The organism is Aeromicrobium sp. (genome assembly GCF_047607065.1).
Taxonomy (GTDB): Bacteria; Actinomycetota; Actinomycetes; order Propionibacteriales; family Nocardioidaceae; genus Aeromicrobium.
Window position 1 is genome coordinate 1 of sequence record NZ_JASGDU010000060.1, and the last position, 16,064, is coordinate 16,064.

Here is a 16,064-nt window from a genome sequence, read left to right on the forward strand (position 1 = left end):
CAACGGTTCCATCACCGACCACACCTCGTCAGAGATCTCCTGCCGCATCACCGTTCAAGACTCACCCACGCGAAGACGAAACCACTTGATCAACACGCCCTAGGAGCCGGACCCGGCCCCTGAGGCGCGGGAGCCGCTCCACCCGCGGACGCCTAGGCTGGCGCGCATGAGCGAACGCCCGAGCAGCACCCCCCGCATCATCGACCGCGCCACCGTGATCGACTGCGGTTTCGCCACGATGCAGCGCTGGGCTATCCGCATCGTCGCCATCGCCGCTGCCGCCTACATCCTCGGCTGGGTCGTGGGGCGCACCTGGATGGTGTGGTTCCCCGTCGCGCTGGCGCTCGTCGTCTCCACCGTGCTCGCGCCGCCGACGTCGTGGCTGCGCCGCCGCAAAGTACCCGACGGACTCGCTGCGGGCCTGGTCATGGTGACGTTCGTCGGCATCATCGTGGCGGTGATCGCGGTGCTCGCCCCGCAGGTCGCCGGGCAGGCACCGGCCATCGCCGACAAGGCCAGCGACGGCCTGCTGCAGATCCGCGACTGGCTACGCGACGGCCCCTTGAACGTCAGCGACGGGCAGATCACCAATGCGATCACCGCAGTTCAGGAGAAGTTGCAGGAGAGCGCCTCGGCCATCAGTGCGGGCGTCTTCTCGACCATCAGCGCCGCGACCGGCATCGTCGTCAACCTAGTCGTGACCTTGATCCTGACCTTCCTGTTCATCAAGGACGGCCACCGCTTCCTGCCCTGGCTGGCCACCATCGGCGGCCGCCGGGCCGGCGAGCACACCGTCGAGGTGCTGGACCGGGCCTGGAACACGCTCGGCGGCTTCATCCGCACGCAGGCGCTCGTGTCGTTGATCGATGCGGTCATCATCGGCGGCGGCATGTTCTTCGTCGGCGTCGAGCTATGGCTGCCGCTGGCGGTCGTGACCTTCTTCGGCGGCTTCATCCCCATCATCGGCGCGTTCGTCTCCGGCGCGCTCGCGGTGCTGGTGACGCTCGTGACCAACTCGCCGCAGGACGCCCTGATCGTGCTCATCATCGTCGTGGCCGTGCAGCAGCTGGAGGGCAATGTGCTGTCGCCGTGGCTGCAAGGCAAGTCGATGAACCTGCACTCGGCGGTCGTGCTGCTGTCGGTGACTGCGGGCGGATCGCTGTTCGGCATCACCGGGGCCTTCTTGGCCGTGCCGGTCGCCGCGACGGTGGCCGAGGTACTGCGCTACCTCAACGAGCAGATCGACGACGAGGTCGGGCCGGGGGCACCCCCGGAGGACTCCCACGCCGCCGAAGAAGCCGAACCCGCCGACGCATAGGCGCAGGCTGAGGTACGAGGCCGCAAGCGGTCGGAGCCGGGTCCTGAGGTGCCCCGACGAAGGAGGGGCCTCGAAGGGCGAAGCCTGCCGTAGGCGGGTCATTTCGAGGCTCGCAAGCTCGCACCTCAATGACCGGTTCCGCCTATCCGCCCATCGCCCTACAGGCCGGTGTCGGACAGGGCCAGGGCGTCGAGCACCGCACGCACGAGCGGGACCTCGTGCGTCCGGTAGACCCCCGTGCCGCCGAGGTGCGCCAGGACCGCATAGAAGCCCTCCGCACTGCGGAAATGGTCCTCGAACACGTCGAAGGCGTGCGGCAGCGCATGACAGATCGGCCATCCGAGGCGGCGCAGCCGGAACGAGTGCAGCAGCGTCGTGGCCTGATAGCGAGCGCGGCCCAGATGGTCGTCCATGCGGAAGCCGAAACCGATCCCCGGATCGATGGCCAGATGCTCCACGCCCAGTTCGCGCGCCCGGGCGATCCGGGCACCGAAGCCGTCCAGCATCGACGGCACCGGATCGGCTTGCACGTCGCTGCCGTCGAGCGACCGCGCGTGCGCGCCGAGCACGTGACACAGCACCACGGTCGCCCCGTACTCGGCGGCGAGCGAGAACATCGCATCGTCGTGGTGCGAGCCGGTCAGGTTGACCACGACCGCTCCGGAGGCCAGGGCCGCGCGCACCACGGCGAGGTCATAGCTCTCGATGGAGACCGCGATCCCTTCGGCGGCCAGCGGTTCGATGACCGGGGCGAGCGCCCGCAGCTGCGCCGCGACATCCACGAGTCCCGCGCTCGGACGGCTCGACTCCGCGCCGATGTCGATGACGTGCGCACCCTGGGCCGCCTGGACGCGCGCCTTGCGCACCGCGGAGGCCGCACCGACCGCGATGCTCTCGCGGTAGGCCGAGTCGCGCGAGAGGTTGACCACCCCCATGAGCACCGGCTCGCGGTCGGTGTCGATCAGCCGGTCGCCTAGGCGCAGCGGCGCGACCGGCCGGGCCAGGTCATCGGCGTGCTCGGCGGCCAGGCGCGCAAGTTCGGCCAGGGCGATCATCGCGGGCCGATCAGGTAGCGGGCCATGAGGAAGCCGTCGGCGGCGAGCAGGTGCACCAGGTCGGCTCGCACCACTTCCGGCAGTACGGCGGTCGTCGGCGACTGCCCGGTTCCGGCGAACACCGGCGAGACCGTGATGTCGGCCTCGTCGACCATGCGGGCCGCCACGAGGTCACGCAGCAGGTTCGGGCCGCCCTCACAGACGATCCGCGGGAGGCCGCAGCCGGCCAGGGCGTCGACGATGCCGCGCGGGGAGACCTCCGGCAGCACCACGACCTCGGCGTGCTCGCGCGCGGCGGCGAGCCGCCCGGCATCGGCTCCGGCCCCGGTCAGGACGAGGGGGCGCTGCGCGGACTCGGCCCAGACCGGCAGCTCCCACGGCAGATCGAGCGATCCGCTCACGACCGCGAGCGTCGGTGCCGGAAGCTGGCCGGCGGCGCGGCGGCGCTCGGCGTCGGCGGGCTTGGCGCGCATCGGCGAATACTCCTCGGCGCGCAGCGTGTGACTCCCGACGAGCACGGCGTCGGCGAACCGCCGTACGGCATCGAAGACCGCCCGATCCGCCGTGGAGGACACCGATCCGCTCAGGCCGTCCGGCCCGGCGGCGGCCCCGTCGAGCGTGGTCACCATCATCGCCCGCACCCACGTCCCCTCCGGCCAGGGATAGGCCGTAGCGACCTCATCGGCATCGAGCGGCCGGCCCGGCGGCACGTCGATCCCGTAGACCGCCCGAAGGACGGGAGGCGAGGCGGACGGCGTGGGGGAACTCACCTCGCCACCCTAGGGGGTGACGCCCCTAGGGTGGGGCCGTGAGCCATCTGGTCTTCTCCTACGGGACCCTCGCGCAGGCCGGCGTGCAGCTCGAGATCTTCGGCGGCCCAGTGCCCGCAGACCGCGACGCCGTCGTCGGCTACACCCTCGGCGAAGTCGTCATCGACGATCCCGCAGTCGTGGCGCTCAGCGGCGCGGCGGTCCATCCCGGACTGATCGCCAGCGACGATCCGGGGGCCGAGGTCGAAGGTGTCGTGCTGATGCTCGACGACGCGCAGCTCGCCGCCGCCGACGACTACGAGGTGGACGCCTACCGGCGCATCGCGGTGCCCCTGCGGTCGGGCCGGACGGCCTGGGTCTACGCCCTGGCCTGAGAGTGGCGGGCGAGTCCCTCGAAGCCGCGCCGAGGCCGCCCGACCGGCCGCCGGGCGACGGTGCCCGGCGGTATACGGGGCCGATATGGCACGATGCCCTCCAGGGTGCCTGCGTCTTGGCACCTTCTCAACGGAGAGGAATCCTACGGGCGATGACTGACATCGACGAGACACTGGACGCGGCAGGGCTGACCAACCCGCACGTCCGCGAGTACGTCAAGCACTGGGCCGGGGTCACCGGCGCGGAGCGCATCGAGGTAGTCAACGCCAGTGACGACGACCGCCTCGTCGCCGAGGCCCTCGAAGCCGGTGAACTCCTCCCGGCAGGCGAGGGGCGCTACTACTCGCGCAGCTACCACAAGGACACCGCGCGCGCCGAGGAGCGCACCATCGTCGCCACCAGCGACGAGGCCGACAAAGGCGTCTACAACAACTGGCGACCCGCTGCGGAGATGACCGAGAAACTCGTCGGCCTGATGACCGGCGCGTCTGCGGGCAAGACCATGTACGTCATCCCCTACCTCATGGCACCGAAGGGTTCTCCGCTGGAGAAGTTCGCTGCGGGCGTGGAGTTGACCGACAACCGCAGCGTCGTGCTGCAGATGATCCGCATGGCGCGCGTCGGCGTCGACTACATCAACGACCTGGGCGACTCGTTCGTCCGCGCGGTCCACGTCACCGGCGACCTGCCGAACCTCGGCCAGGGCACCCCCGACGACCAGCGCTACTTCGTGACCGTCGCCGACGAGCGCACGATCCTGCACTACGGCTCGTCCTACGGCGGCAACGCACTGCTGGGCAAGATCGCCCACGGCCTGCGCCAGGGTGCCTACGACGGCTGGAAGAACGGCTTCCTCGTGGAGCAGTTCATGCTGCTGGGCATCGTCGACAAGGAGACCGGCAAGAAGTACCACATCTGCGGCGGCTTCCCGTCGGCCTCGGGCAAGACGAACCTGGCGATGACGCTCGCGCCCGACGCGCTGGGCGACCGCTACTACGTCGAGTTCTACGGCGACGACATCGCGTGGCTGTGGGTCGGCGACGACGGCAAGCTCTACGGCATGAACCCGGAGAACGGCGTCTTCGGCGTCGCGAAGGACACCAACGAGCTGACCAACCCGACCGCGATCGACTCCATCGTTCCGGGCACCGGTGCCATCTTCACGAACGTCGCCTACAACACCAAGACCCAGGAGGTCTGGTGGGAGGGCCGCGGCGACAAGCCGGCCGACCTCGACGGCTGGCTGGACTGGAAGGGCGAGGCCATCGCCGACCGTTCCCCCGAGGAAGCCGACGACCCGTGGGCGCACCCGAACAGCCGCTTCACGACGACGCTCGACCACGTCCCGAACGTGGCGGCCGACTACGAGGAGCCGGCGGGCGTGGAGATCCACGGCGTCATCTTCGGCGGCCGCACCCGTGACCGCGAGCCGCTGATCCGCGCGATCAACGACGTCGCCGAGGGCGTCTACGACGGCCTCACGCTGGGCGCGGAGGCCACTGCTGCGGCCGACGGCCTGGAGGGCGTGCTGCGCTACGACCCGATGTCGATGCGTCCGTTCATGGCGTACGGCGAGGGCGACTACGCCGCGCACTGGCTGGAGGTCTTCAGCCGGACGACGACCAAGCCGATCTTCGCGCACGTCAACTGGTTCCAGCGCGGCGACGACGGCCGCTTCCTGTGGCCGGGCTACCGCGAGAACCTGCGCCCGCTGGTGTGGCTGATGCAGTACAAGAACGGCGAGGTCGAGGGTGTCCAAACGCCCGTCGGCGTGCTGCCGAAGCGCGAGGAGCTGATGCTGGAGGGCCTCGACGAGCAGGCGCTGGCCGACCTCGACACGATCTTGACCATCGATGTCGACCGGTGGAAGCAGGAGATCGGCTACCGCGAGGAGCATCTGGCGCAGTTCGACCGGCTGCCGGAGGAGATCTGGGAGGCCCACCGCCGCGTGGCCGCCGCCCTCGACGCCGCCGAGTGAGGCGTCACTGACGTCCGGAACGGGCGGGCTTCCCTCGGGGAGTCCGCCCGTTCCGTATTCTCGGACCGAGGGAAGGAGCGCAGATGGACGACCCGCGCGAGTTCGTGGGAACGTGGTCCTTCGAGCGCGACATCGACGACCGGCTCGGCCCGGCGCGCCGCGTCACCGGGATCACGACGCTGGATCTGACCGACGACGGCCGGGTGCGCTGGTCCGAGACCGGCCAGATGACCTGGGACGGCGGCGCGACACCGATCTCGCGCACCCTGTTCGTCGAGCGACGAGACGACCGCTGGTGGGTGACGTTCGACGACGGCCGCGACTTCCACCCGTGGAGCATCGGTGAACCGGTCGTGCATCCCTGCGGCGACGACACCTATTGCGGGCGCATCACCGCCAACGAAGGCCGGTGGTCGCTCACCTGGACCGTCTCCGGCCCGGCGAAGGACTACACGATGACCACCCGTCTGACGCGGCGTGCAGAGCCCCCGACAGGATTCGAACCCGCGACATCTTCTTTACAAGAGAAGCGCTCTACCGACTGAGCTACAGGGGCATGCGGCACGAAGCCACCCGAGTATCCTAACGGCGCGGCATACTGGGGCGGTGACCGACGGCGACCACCTCCTGCGGGCGACCCGCGACCTGCCCGCCCCCTTGGCCCTCATCGACCGCCAGGCGCTCGACGGCAACCTCGCCGACCTCGCCCGGCGCGCTGCGGGAGTGCCGCTGCGGGTGGCGACCAAATCCGTGCGGGTCCGCTCGATCATCGACCAGGCCGCCGCACACCGCGCCTTCGGCGGCCTGATGACCTACTCCCTGGCCGAGAGCGTCTGGCTCGCCGACCTCGGCCACGACGACATCCTGCTGGCCTATCCGAGCGTCCACGCCGCCGCCCTGCACGACCTCGTCGCCGAGCCGCACCGCCGGGCCGCCATCACCCTCATGGTCGACTCGGCCGACTCCCTCGACGCCATCGACGCCGTCCTCGGCCCGGCGCACCCCGCGATCCAGGTCTGCCTCGACGTCGACGCCTCGCTGCGCCTCGGGCCGGTCCACCTCGGCGTGCGCCGCTCCCCCGTCCACACCGTCCGCCAGGCCCGCCGCGTCGCCGAGGAGATCGCCTCCCGGCCCGGCTTCACCCTCACCGGCCTGATGTTCTACGACGCGCAGATCGCCGGCCTGCCGGACTCCTCCCCCGCCATCCGGCTGGTGAAGAAGCGCTCTGCGGACGAACTCGCCGACCGGCGCGGTGCCGTGGTCGCCGCCGTGCGCAAGATCGCCGACCTGCGCCTGGTCAACGGCGGCGGCACCGGCTCCCTGGAAGTCACCGGTGCCGATCCGGCGATCACCGAGATGACCGCCGGATCGGGGCTGTTCTGCCCGACCCTGTTCGACCACTACGACGCCTTCGAGGCCCGGCCGGCGGCCTTCTTCGCCCTCGATGTCGTCCGCCGTCCCGCGCGCGGCATCGCCACCTGCTTCGCCGGCGGCTACATCGCCTCCGGCCCGGCGGGCACCTCCCGCGTGCCCCAGCCGGTCTACCCCGAGGGCCTGTCGCTGATCGGCACAGAAGGCACCGGCGAGGTGCAGACTCCGGTGACCGGCCGCGCGGCACACAAACTACGTCCCGGCGACCGGGTACTGTTCCGGCACGCCAAAGCTGGCGAGATGTGCGAGCGGTTCGATGCGATCCACCTCGTCGACGAAACCGGCCAGGTCGACACACAACCCACCTACCGCGGCGAGGGGAAGAACTTCGGATGATGTCCCGCAGCAAGAGCATCTGGAGCAACTGGGCGGGCAACGTCCAGACCAAGCCGGCCATGCGCGCGCACCCGGCCTCCACCGCCGAAGTCCAGGCAGTGCTCGCTCGCGCCGCCCGCGACAACCTGACGGTGAAGGCTTACGGCGCGGGTCACTCGTTCACGCCCATCGCGGCCACCGACGGCATGTGCGTGAGCCTGGACCAGATGACCCGTGTCCTGGCCCACGACAGTGCCACCGGCCAGGTCCGCGTGCAGGCGGGCATCTCGCTGCACGAGTTGAACCCACGACTCAAGGCGCTCGGCCTGGCCCTGCCGAACCTCGGCGACGTAGACCCTCAGTCAGTAGCCGGCGCGATCTCCACCGGGACCCACGGCACCGGCGGCCGCCGGCACGGCATCGCTGCGGCCGTGGCCGCCGTGCAGCTGGTCACCGCCGACGGTGACGTGCTGGAGATCGGCCCGGACCACCCGTGGCTCAAGGCCGCCGCCGTGAGCCTCGGCGCGCTCGGTGTCATCACCGAGGTCACCTTGCAGTGCGTCCCGGCCTTCCTGCTGCACGCCCAGGAGGAACCCGCCCGCCTGCCGGACCTGGTCGAGCGGCTCGACGAGCTGGCCGGGGAGAACGACCACGCCGAGTTCTACTGGTTCCCGCACACCGAGAAGGCGCTCCTCAAGCGCAACAACCGCGTCCCCGACGGCACCGCGCCGGCGCCCCTGGGCCGCCTGCGGCACTGGTGGGACGACGAGTTCCTGTCCAACTCGCTCTACGAGCGCGTACAGCGCATCGCGGTGAGCCGTCCGTCGTGGATCCCGCGGATCAACGCGATCTCCGGTTCGCTGCTCGGTGCCCGCTCCTACACCTCGGACTCCTACGACGTGTTCGTCTCGCCGCGGCGGGTGCGCTTCCGCGAGTCGGAGTTCGCGGTGCCGCGCGCGGCGCTGCCGAGCGTGATCGACGAGTTACAGGCCTGGTTCGCGGCCAAGCACGACCTCGTGTCGTTCCCCATCGAGGTGCGTTTCGCGGCCGCCGACGACGTCTGGCTGTCGACCGGACACGAGCGCGACAACGCCTACGTCGCGGTGCACCAGTACCACCAAAGTGATCCCACGGCTTATTTCGCCGCCGCGCAGGACATCTTCACCGCCCACGAGGGACGCCCGCACTGGGGCAAGATGCACACCCTCGACGCGGCCTACTTCGCCGAGCGGTACAGCCGTTTCGGGGACTTCCTCGCCGTGCGCGACGAGGTCGATCCGCAGCGGCGGTTCGCCAACGCCTACCTCGACCGGGTGCTCGGCACCTGAGAGATTCCGCCGCCAGGTCCCGCTGGCTGAGGTGCGCCCTTCGGGGTGGTCATTTCGAGGCTCGCAAGCTCGCACCTCAATGACCAGCTACGCCTATCTGCGGAATCCCTAACTCAGCGGTTCCCTCAGGACGTCGAAGGGCCTCGACCCGCAACAGCGGATCGAGGCCCTTCGGCGAGACAACCGTCAGTGCATGACGACCGGAGCCCGCTCTTCCCCGTCGGCCAGAGGCGACTCCTCCTGCTTGCGCGGCAGGAAGGCCACCGGGATCAGCGTCACCGCAATGATGCCCAGCGCCACCCAGTACGTCGACGAGAACGCCGAGGCCATGTCACCGCTGACCGTGGCCTGGAAGGCATCGCCCAGCTTCTGTGCGGTCTCGGCCGCCCAGGACGGCGGTGCCACACCATCGCGCTCGGCATCGGCCAGCGCCGTCGCCGCCGACACCGCATCGGAACCCTTCAGGTGGTTGGTGAGCACGACCGACATGATCGCCACGCCGACCGAACTGGCGACCTGCTGGATCACGTTGATGAGCGTCGAGCCACGAGCCACATCGTGCGCCTTGAGCGTCTTGAGCGCCGAGGTGAAGATCGGCATCATCGTCGAACCCATACCCAGGCCCAGCACGAACAGCCAGGCGATGAGGTGCCAGTACGGGGTGTCAGGACCGGAACTCTGCGACAGGCCGAACATGCCGAGGAGGATTGCGAGGAAACCGACCGGCACGATGCGACCGACCGGGACCTTGTCGGCGAGCATGCCGGCAACAGGCATCGTCAACATCGCACCGATGCCTTGCGGGGCGACCAGCAGGCCGGCCTTCAGGACGCTCTCGCCGCGCACCTGCTGGAAGTACGTCGGCACGAGCAGCAACGCGCCGAAGAACGCGCCGGCGAACAAGAACATCACGATCGTGGAGACGGTCAGGTTGCGGTCCTTGAACAGACTCAGGTCGAGAAGCGGATGTGCCGGCTTGAACGAGTACAGAACGAACGTGGTAATCAGCACCGCACCGATCAGGCTCGGCACGATGACCTCGGCGTCGGCGACCGTGCCGGCCGCCGGGATCGACGAGACGCCGTAGAGGAACAGCGCCAAGCCCGGCGACATCAACGCCATGCCGATGAAGTCGAACGACTCGCTCGGCTCAGGAGCGTCCTGCGGCAGGATGCGTGCGGCGTAGACCAGCGCTGCGAGGCCGAGCGGCAGATTGATGAGGAAGACCCAGTGCCACGAAGCGACATCGATCAGCCAGCCACCGAGGATCGGGCCGAGGATCGGGCCGAGGAGCATCGGCACACCGAGGATCGCCATCAGACGGCCCATGCGGTGCGGGCCGGCAGCCTTGGTCATGATGGTCATACCGAGCGGCATCAGCATGCCGCCGCCGAGGCCCTGGAGCACCCGGAAACCGATCAGCGACTCGATGTTCCACGCCGTCGCGCACAGCGCCGAGCCGAGCGTGAACAACGTGATCGCCGTCATATACAGCCGCTTGGTGCCGAAGCGGTCGGCCGCCCATCCCGTGACCGGGATGATGGCGGCGAGGGCGAGTGTGTAACCGGTGACAGTCCACGCGACCGTCGAGTAGGCGTCGACCTTGAAGTCGCTCTGGAACGTCGGCAGCGCGACGTTGACCACCGTGATATCGAGGATCGACATGATCGATCCGAGCACGACGACACCGGCCACCAGGAGGAGTTCCTTGGTGATCTTGTCGTCGTCGGGTACTGCAACTGATTCGGTCATAGAGGATTCTCCTGAGCCTCGGGGGTTGACGGGTTCGCTCGCAGGAGGTCCCCGGCGAGCAGGGGTTCGAGTGCCGCCGAGAGGCGGGCACAGTGGTCAGCGGGAATCCGGCCGACGACTTCACGGAGGGCTTGCGCTCGCCGTTCTCCGTGGACGACCGCGAGTTCCATGCCGCGCGGCGCGAGCGAGACGAGCTTGACCCGCCGGTCGGTCGGGCTTTCGCGCCGCTCGACCACCTGCAGCTTCACCAGCCGGTCGATCACCCGGCCCTGGGCCGCCACCGAAATACCGATCTGCTCGGCGATGGCCGAGATGGCCATCGGCTCGGGGGCCGCAGCCAACACGAAAACCGTGCGAGCCTGGTTGAAGGTCAAGTCGATATCGACCGTGAGGTCACCCGCGCGCATCTGCATCACGCACATGACCCGCTGCAGGAACTCCTGGAGTTGGTCGAAAAGCACGTCCGATGGTTGCGTCACAAATCGAAATACTAACCGTTGAGCAACCTTTGCGCATCCGCAGATGCTGCGAGATGGATCACATCGCTCGATTTTCGGCCTCCCCGCATGTCCCCGTAGACTCCTCGGCGGCGCCCTCGCCATTCTCGACGCCCCTACAACGACCGGATGTCCCTTCATGCCCCTTCGCCAGGACCTGCGCAATGTCGCGATCGTCGCCCACGTCGACCACGGCAAGACCACGCTCGTCGATGCCATGCTCCAGCAGCAGGGCGCCTACGCCGAGCACCAGGAGGTCACCGATCGGGTCATGGACTCCGGCGACTTGGAGCGCGAGAAGGGCATCACGATCCTCGCCAAGAACACTGCGGTCCGCTACGCCGGTCCGGGTGCCCCCGAGGGCGGCGTGACGATCAACATCATCGACACCCCCGGACACGCCGACTTCGGCGGTGAAGTCGAGCGCGGCCTGTCGATGGTCGACGCGGTCGTGCTGCTCGTCGATGCCTCCGAGGGACCGCTGCCGCAGACCAGGTTCGTGCTGCGCAAGGCGCTCGCGGCGAAGATGCCGGTGATCCTCGTGGTCAACAAGGTCGACCGCCCCGACGCACGCATCTCCGAGGTCATCGACGAGACGATGGACCTCTTCCTCGACCTGCTGCCCGAGGACGCCGGCGACGACGCCCTCGACTTCCCCATCGTGTTCGCCTCGGCCAAGGCCGGCCGGGCGTCCCTGGAGCAGCCGGCCGACGGCGGCCTGCCCGAGGCCGAGAACCTCGTGCCGCTGTTCGAGACAATCCTGCAGAACGTACCCGCCCCGTCCTACACCGAGGACGCCCCGCTGCAGGCGCACGTCACGAACCTCGACTCCTCGCCGTTCCTCGGCCGCCTCGCGCTGGTGCGGGTCAAAGAGGGCGAGCTGAAGAAGGGCCAACAAGTCGCGTGGATCAAGCGTGACGGTTCGACCGAGCGGGTCAAGATCACCGAGCTGCTCGTCACCGAGGCGCTGGAGCGCAAGCCGGGCGAGAAGGCCGGGCCGGGCGACATCGTGGCCATCGCGGGCATCTCCGACATCAACATCGGCGAGACGCTGGCAGACCCGGAGAACCCCGTCGCCCTGCCGCTGATCCACGTCGACGAGCCGGCCATCTCCATGACCATCGGCACCAACACCTCTCCGCTCGCGGGGCGCGAGAAGGGCACCAAGGTCACCGCTCGACTGGTCAAGGACCGCCTCGATTCGGAACTGATCGGCAACGTCTCGATCCGCGTGCTGCCGACCGACCGGCCCGACGCCTGGGAGGTACAGGGACGCGGCGAGCTGGCGCTGGCGATCCTCGTCGAGCAGATGCGCCGCGAGGGCTACGAGCTGACCGTCGGCAAGCCGCAAGTCGTCACGCGCGAGATCGACGGCAAACTGCACGAGCCGGTCGAGCGCCTGACCATCGACACTCCCGAGGAGTACCTGGGCACCATCACGCAGTTGCTGGCGGTACGCAAGGGCCGCATGGAGCAGATGGTCAACCACGGCACCGGCTGGGTGCGCATGGAGTTCCTCGTGCCCGCGCGCGGTCTGATCGGCTTCCGCACCGAGTTCCTGACCGACACCCGCGGCACGGGTATCGCCCACCACGTCTTCGAGAAGTACGAGCCGTGGGCCGGCGAGATCACGACCCGCCCCTCCGGCTCCCTCGTAGCCGACCGTGCGGGTGCCGTGACCTCGTTCGCGATGACGAACCTGCAGGAGCGCGGAACACTGTTCGTCGAACCCGCGACCGAGGTCTACGAGGGCATGATCGTCGGCGAGAACTCCCGTGATGACGACATGGACGTCAACATCACCAAGGAGAAGAAGCAGACGAACATCCGCTCGGCGACGTCGGACAACTTCGAGAAGGTCATCCCGCCGAAAAAGCTGTCGCTGGAGCAGTGCCTGGAGTTCTGCCGCGAGGACGAGTGCGTCGAGATCACCCCGTCGAACGTCCGCATCCGCAAGGTGATCCTGAACGCGAGCGAGCGGGCCCGCGCCGCCAAGCAGCGCCGCTGAGCACCGGTCACATCACAGGACGCCGCGCGGGCGGAACTGGATCGAGATGCGCGGCCCGACGGGTTTGGCCGTCTTGAGCACCGCGTGATCCCAGGTGCGCTGGCAACTGCCGCCCATGACCAGCAGGTCGCCGTGCCCGACCCGAAAGCCGATGGCCTCACCGCCGCCGCGCGGACGCAGGCTGAGCCGGCGCGGCGCGCCGAGGGAGACGATGGCGACCATCGTGTCCTCCATCCGGCCGCGGCCGATGCGGTCGCCGTGCCAGGCAACGCTGTCGCGCCCGTCGCGGTAGTAGCACAGCCCGGCCGACACGAACGGCTCGCCGAGTTCGTCGGCGTAGTGCTCCTCGAGTGCCTCGCGCATGGCACTCAACGCCGGGTGCGGCCAGGCGTCACGTGGACCATACGTGGCCAGCAGCCGCGGCACGTCGACCACGGAGTCGTACATCTCGCGCCGCTCGGCCCGCCACGGCACCTCGGTCTGCAGGTGCAGGAACAGCGGATCTGAGCCGCGCACCCACCCCTGGCGCACATCGACCCACGCACCCTGCCCCAGCTCGCGCCGCTGCACCGCCGCGCCGAGCGGCGTCAGCGACACGCTCGTGTCCACGTCGAGCAGCGAACCCTGGAAGTACACACCCCCAGCATAGCCCGAGATCGAACGGATGTTCTATGAGGTGGGGTCGCGCGGGACCCGTCGAGGCTCGGGCGCGGGGTGCCCTCGCACCTCAGAGACCAGGCCGGACCGCTGTTGCGGTCATTCTCAGTACGACGAGCCGCGCAACTGGGCCAGGTACACCAGCGCCGCCACAGTCCCGGCGAGGTTGAGCATCCCGAGCGGATACCACCAGATCAAGTGGGCCGCGACACTCAGGCCCAGGATGAGCAGCCACGCGCCCTTGGACAGCGTCTCGGCACGCACGAAATCACGCGGTGCCCGGGCTAGGCAGTCGCCCACGGCAAAGGCCTTGACGACGAACAGCACCGCCGTCAGCGCCAGCGAGATCATCGACTGCAGAGAACCGATTTCGAACACGGGCACACCCTAGAGGTTCGGCCTGCGGGAACCCCGTATCAGGTGGGTCCACCGGCGGCGGTAGGGACATGACTCAGGGGCAGACCTCCCCGAGAGAAGAGGTCTGCCCCTGCTGGTCGTGCGAAGCCGAACGGCGTCAGGCCTTCTTGGCCGTCGTGGTCTTCTTGGCCGGAGCCTTCTTCGCGGGCGCCTTCTTGGCCGGAGCCTTCTTGGCCGTCGTGGTCTTCTTGGCCGGAGCCTTCTTCGCGGGCGCCTCCTCGGCCGGAGCCTTCTTGGTCACCTTGGCGACGGTCTCCTTGGCCTTGGCCTGAACGTCCTCGACCGCCTCGGTGGCGGCCTCAACGGCGTCCGAAGCGGCCTCCTCGGCCTTGCTGCGGTAGGTCTTGAGCGCGGCCTTGACGTCGTCGACCGACAGACCCTTGACCGCAGCGACGAGTTCCTCGCTCTTCTTGGTCAGCTCGGCGTAGGCGGCGACGGCCTTGTCCTTGGCCTTGCCCTGCAGCTCAGCGATGTCGACGTTCTTCAGCTCCTCGGTAAGGCTCTTGACCTCATCGACGATGTTCTTGATCTGCTCGTTCACGGAATCGGTGATGCTCATGGTGCTGTGTCCTCCTGGACGTGATGGGTGTTGTTCTCGGTCCGCTCGGATGCGTCCCGTGTCTGGTCCTGCTGGTCGTCGTCGGCGGCACCGACGAAGGAGCGGTAGATGTCGATCAGGCTTGACTTCTGCCGTTCGGTCAGACGCGGGTCGAGGGCGATGGCGTCCTCGACCATTCGAGGTCCGCTCGCGTCCGCGTCGAGAATCCCGGCGCGGACGTAGAGCGACTCGGCCGAGATGCGCAGTGCCTTGGCAATCTGCTGCAACACCTCTGCCGACGGGCGGCGCAGTCCTCGTTCGATCTGGCTGAGGTACGGATTGGAAACATCCGATTCCTCGGCCAGCTGCCTCAACGAGAGCCGAGCCTGGCGACGCTGCTCGCGGAGATACTCGCCGAGTCCTCCGACGGTTCCCGCAACCGTGCCCTTGACAGCGCCGGTCACGCTGTCGGTTGCGGTCAACTTCGCCATGACTCCATCATGCTTGCAATAGTTAGCGCTTGCAAGCGGTTAGGGAAGCGACATGCGTCACACCGTCGCAGCCTCAGAAGGCGGGACGGATCTCGCCGACCCGGCGGCCTCCGCCGAGCACGGCCGGACGCGGCTCGGGCAACGCCATCGGACCGCCGAGCAGTTCGACTGCCCGCGCCATCGCCACGGTCAGCGCGCGCACACCGCCGTCCTCGATCTTGCCCACGAGCGCCGATCCGTCGGGCCAGGCCACGACCATCGTGGACTCTGCCGCGCTCTTGGCGATGGCCCCCGGCAGGGCGGTGATGAAGTGATGGTCGAGGCTGCGCACACCGCTGACCAGCATCGGATGGGCGGTGATCGCCGCCACCAGCCGCGCGGCCTGCGGCGTGGTCGCTGCCGCGATCTGCCCCGTGGCCAGCGCCAGCCGCCGGACGGACGTGGCCAGCAGGGGCGCGCCGCAGCCGTCGACACCGGCCACGGCGGGCTGCGCTCCGGTGACGCGGGTGAACACCTCGCCGATGTGCTGCTGCAACGGGTGAGCCGGATCGAGATAGTCCCCGGTGGGCCAGCCGCGACGCACACAGGTCAGGAGCATCGCGGCGTGTTTGCCCGAGCAGTCCATGAGGATCGGTGCCTTGCCCCCGCCGGCCCGGATGATCCGCGCATGCTCGTGCGGGGAGTCGGGCCACGACGGCGGCGTCTGCAGAGCCGACTCGTCCAGGCCCGCCCGCGCGAGGATCGCCTGCACGATCTCCAGCTGACGCTCCTCGCCGTGATGGCTCGACGTGGCGATGGCCAGCTCGGGACCGTCGAGGTCCAGGCCGGCTTCGAGCATCGCGAGCACCTGGATCGGCTTGTTCGCCGAGCGCGGGAAGATCACCGTCTCGGGATCGCCGACGACCCAGTCGACCGCCCCGCCGGCATCGACGTGCGCGAGCACCCCGCGATGACGGCTCTCGACCAGGCCCGAGCGTTCCACTTCCACCACGACGTCCACCCGCCCAGCCTAGATGATTGATGCGGGGCGGGGTCTGGTCTGTGGTTTTAGTGGTCGTAGGGGGTCAGGGAGCGTAGGACGGGTGCTCCGATGCGGTCGTTGTGCCAGATGACGGTGGTGAGCGCGAGGATCCG

At 68.9% G+C, this 16,064-nt stretch carries 15 protein-coding genes, 1 tRNA gene and 1 pseudogene; 7 read left to right on the forward strand and 10 right to left on the reverse strand.

Features of this window, described 5'->3' with window-relative positions:
* Nucleotides 1-166: 166 nt before the first annotated feature.
* On the forward strand, nucleotides 167-1,318 hold the full coding sequence (locus QM597_RS10245) for an AI-2E family transporter (RefSeq protein WP_415004790.1): 1,152 nt from the start codon (nucleotides 167-169) through the stop codon (nucleotides 1,316-1,318).
* Nucleotides 1,319-1,476: 158 nt separating this feature from the next.
* Here the strand turns inward: QM597_RS10245 and QM597_RS10250 are convergent, their stop codons facing one another.
* Nucleotides 1,477-2,373: a dihydropteroate synthase gene (locus tag QM597_RS10250; protein ID WP_415004791.1), complete on the reverse strand. Its 897-nt coding sequence runs from the start codon at nucleotides 2,371-2,373 to the stop codon at nucleotides 1,477-1,479.
* Nucleotides 2,370-3,143: a dihydrofolate reductase family protein gene (locus tag QM597_RS10255; RefSeq protein ID WP_415004792.1), complete on the reverse strand. Its 774-nt coding sequence runs from the start codon at nucleotides 3,141-3,143 to the stop codon at nucleotides 2,370-2,372. The genes QM597_RS10250 and QM597_RS10255 overlap by 4 nt, the downstream gene beginning before the upstream one ends.
* 38 nt (nucleotides 3,144-3,181) lie before the next feature.
* Here QM597_RS10255 and QM597_RS10260 point away from each other — a divergent pair, with 38 nt between their 5' ends.
* From QM597_RS10260 to QM597_RS10270, 3 genes and pseudogenes are all read left to right on the forward strand, one after another.
* On the forward strand, nucleotides 3,182-3,517 hold the full coding sequence (locus QM597_RS10260) for a gamma-glutamylcyclotransferase family protein (protein ID WP_415004793.1): 336 nt from the start codon (nucleotides 3,182-3,184) through the stop codon (nucleotides 3,515-3,517).
* Nucleotides 3,518-3,669: 152 nt separating this feature from the next.
* The gene (locus QM597_RS10265; protein ID WP_415004794.1) at nucleotides 3,670-5,496 is read left to right on the forward strand and encodes a phosphoenolpyruvate carboxykinase (GTP); all 1,827 of its coding nucleotides are present in this window, start codon (nucleotides 3,670-3,672) and stop codon (nucleotides 5,494-5,496) included.
* An 83-nt stretch (nucleotides 5,497-5,579) separates the two neighbouring features.
* A pseudogene (locus tag QM597_RS10270) lies at nucleotides 5,580-5,960 on the forward strand (DUF6314 family protein); the annotation flags it as partial.
* A 19-nt stretch (nucleotides 5,961-5,979) separates the two neighbouring features.
* Here QM597_RS10270 and QM597_RS10275 read toward each other — a convergent pair.
* A tRNA-Thr gene (locus QM597_RS10275) sits at nucleotides 5,980-6,052 on the reverse strand.
* 50 nt (nucleotides 6,053-6,102) lie between these two features.
* On the opposite strand from QM597_RS10275, the gene QM597_RS10280 reads away from it, so the two are divergent.
* Nucleotides 6,103-7,263 carry an amino acid deaminase/aldolase gene (locus QM597_RS10280; RefSeq protein WP_415004795.1) on the forward strand — a complete coding sequence of 387 codons (1,161 nt, stop codon included), beginning with the start codon at nucleotides 6,103-6,105 and terminating at the stop codon, nucleotides 7,261-7,263.
* Nucleotides 7,260-8,570 carry a D-arabinono-1,4-lactone oxidase gene (locus QM597_RS10285; protein WP_415004796.1) on the forward strand — a complete coding sequence of 437 codons (1,311 nt, stop codon included), beginning with the start codon at nucleotides 7,260-7,262 and terminating at the stop codon, nucleotides 8,568-8,570. Before QM597_RS10280 ends, QM597_RS10285 begins: the two co-directional genes overlap by 4 nt.
* A 186-nt stretch (nucleotides 8,571-8,756) precedes the next feature.
* On the opposite strand, the gene QM597_RS10290 is transcribed toward QM597_RS10285, so the two are convergent.
* A complete protein-coding gene (locus QM597_RS10290) occupies nucleotides 8,757-10,322 on the reverse strand; it encodes a DHA2 family efflux MFS transporter permease subunit (RefSeq protein ID WP_415004797.1) in 1,566 nt (521 codons plus the stop codon).
* The gene (locus QM597_RS10295) at nucleotides 10,319-10,801 is read right to left on the reverse strand and encodes a MarR family winged helix-turn-helix transcriptional regulator (protein ID WP_415004798.1); all 483 of its coding nucleotides are present in this window, start codon (nucleotides 10,799-10,801) and stop codon (nucleotides 10,319-10,321) included. The genes QM597_RS10290 and QM597_RS10295 overlap by 4 nt, the downstream gene beginning before the upstream one ends.
* 157 nt (nucleotides 10,802-10,958) lie before the next feature.
* Here QM597_RS10295 and typA point away from each other — a divergent pair, with 157 nt between their 5' ends.
* The gene (gene typA / locus QM597_RS10300) at nucleotides 10,959-12,827 is read left to right on the forward strand and encodes a translational GTPase TypA (protein WP_415004799.1); all 1,869 of its coding nucleotides are present in this window, start codon (nucleotides 10,959-10,961) and stop codon (nucleotides 12,825-12,827) included.
* Nucleotides 12,828-12,839: 12 nt separating this feature from the next.
* Here typA and QM597_RS10305 read toward each other — a convergent pair whose 3' ends face one another.
* The 5 genes from QM597_RS10305 to QM597_RS10325 all read right to left on the reverse strand — a co-directional run bounded on the left by QM597_RS10305 (nucleotide 12,840) and on the right by QM597_RS10325 (nucleotide 15,930).
* Nucleotides 12,840-13,463: an alpha-ketoglutarate-dependent dioxygenase AlkB gene (locus QM597_RS10305; RefSeq protein WP_415004800.1), complete on the reverse strand. Its 624-nt coding sequence runs from the start codon at nucleotides 13,461-13,463 to the stop codon at nucleotides 12,840-12,842.
* 126 nt (nucleotides 13,464-13,589) lie between these two features.
* Entirely contained in the window at nucleotides 13,590-13,862 is a 273-nt protein-coding gene (locus QM597_RS10310; RefSeq protein ID WP_415004801.1) for a DUF2516 family protein, read from the reverse strand.
* A 136-nt stretch (nucleotides 13,863-13,998) separates the two neighbouring features.
* Nucleotides 13,999-14,460, reverse strand: coding sequence for a hypothetical protein (locus QM597_RS10315; protein ID WP_415004802.1), 462 nt, complete (start codon nucleotides 14,458-14,460; stop codon nucleotides 13,999-14,001).
* A complete protein-coding gene (locus tag QM597_RS10320) occupies nucleotides 14,457-14,930 on the reverse strand; it encodes a helix-turn-helix domain-containing protein (protein ID WP_415004803.1) in 474 nt (157 codons plus the stop codon). The genes QM597_RS10315 and QM597_RS10320 overlap by 4 nt, the downstream gene beginning before the upstream one ends.
* Nucleotides 14,931-15,003: 73 nt before the next feature.
* Complete coding sequence (locus QM597_RS10325; protein WP_415004804.1) at nucleotides 15,004-15,930, reverse strand: asparaginase; 927 nt, start codon at nucleotides 15,928-15,930, stop codon at nucleotides 15,004-15,006.
* Between the last annotated feature and the right edge of the window lie 134 nt (nucleotides 15,931-16,064).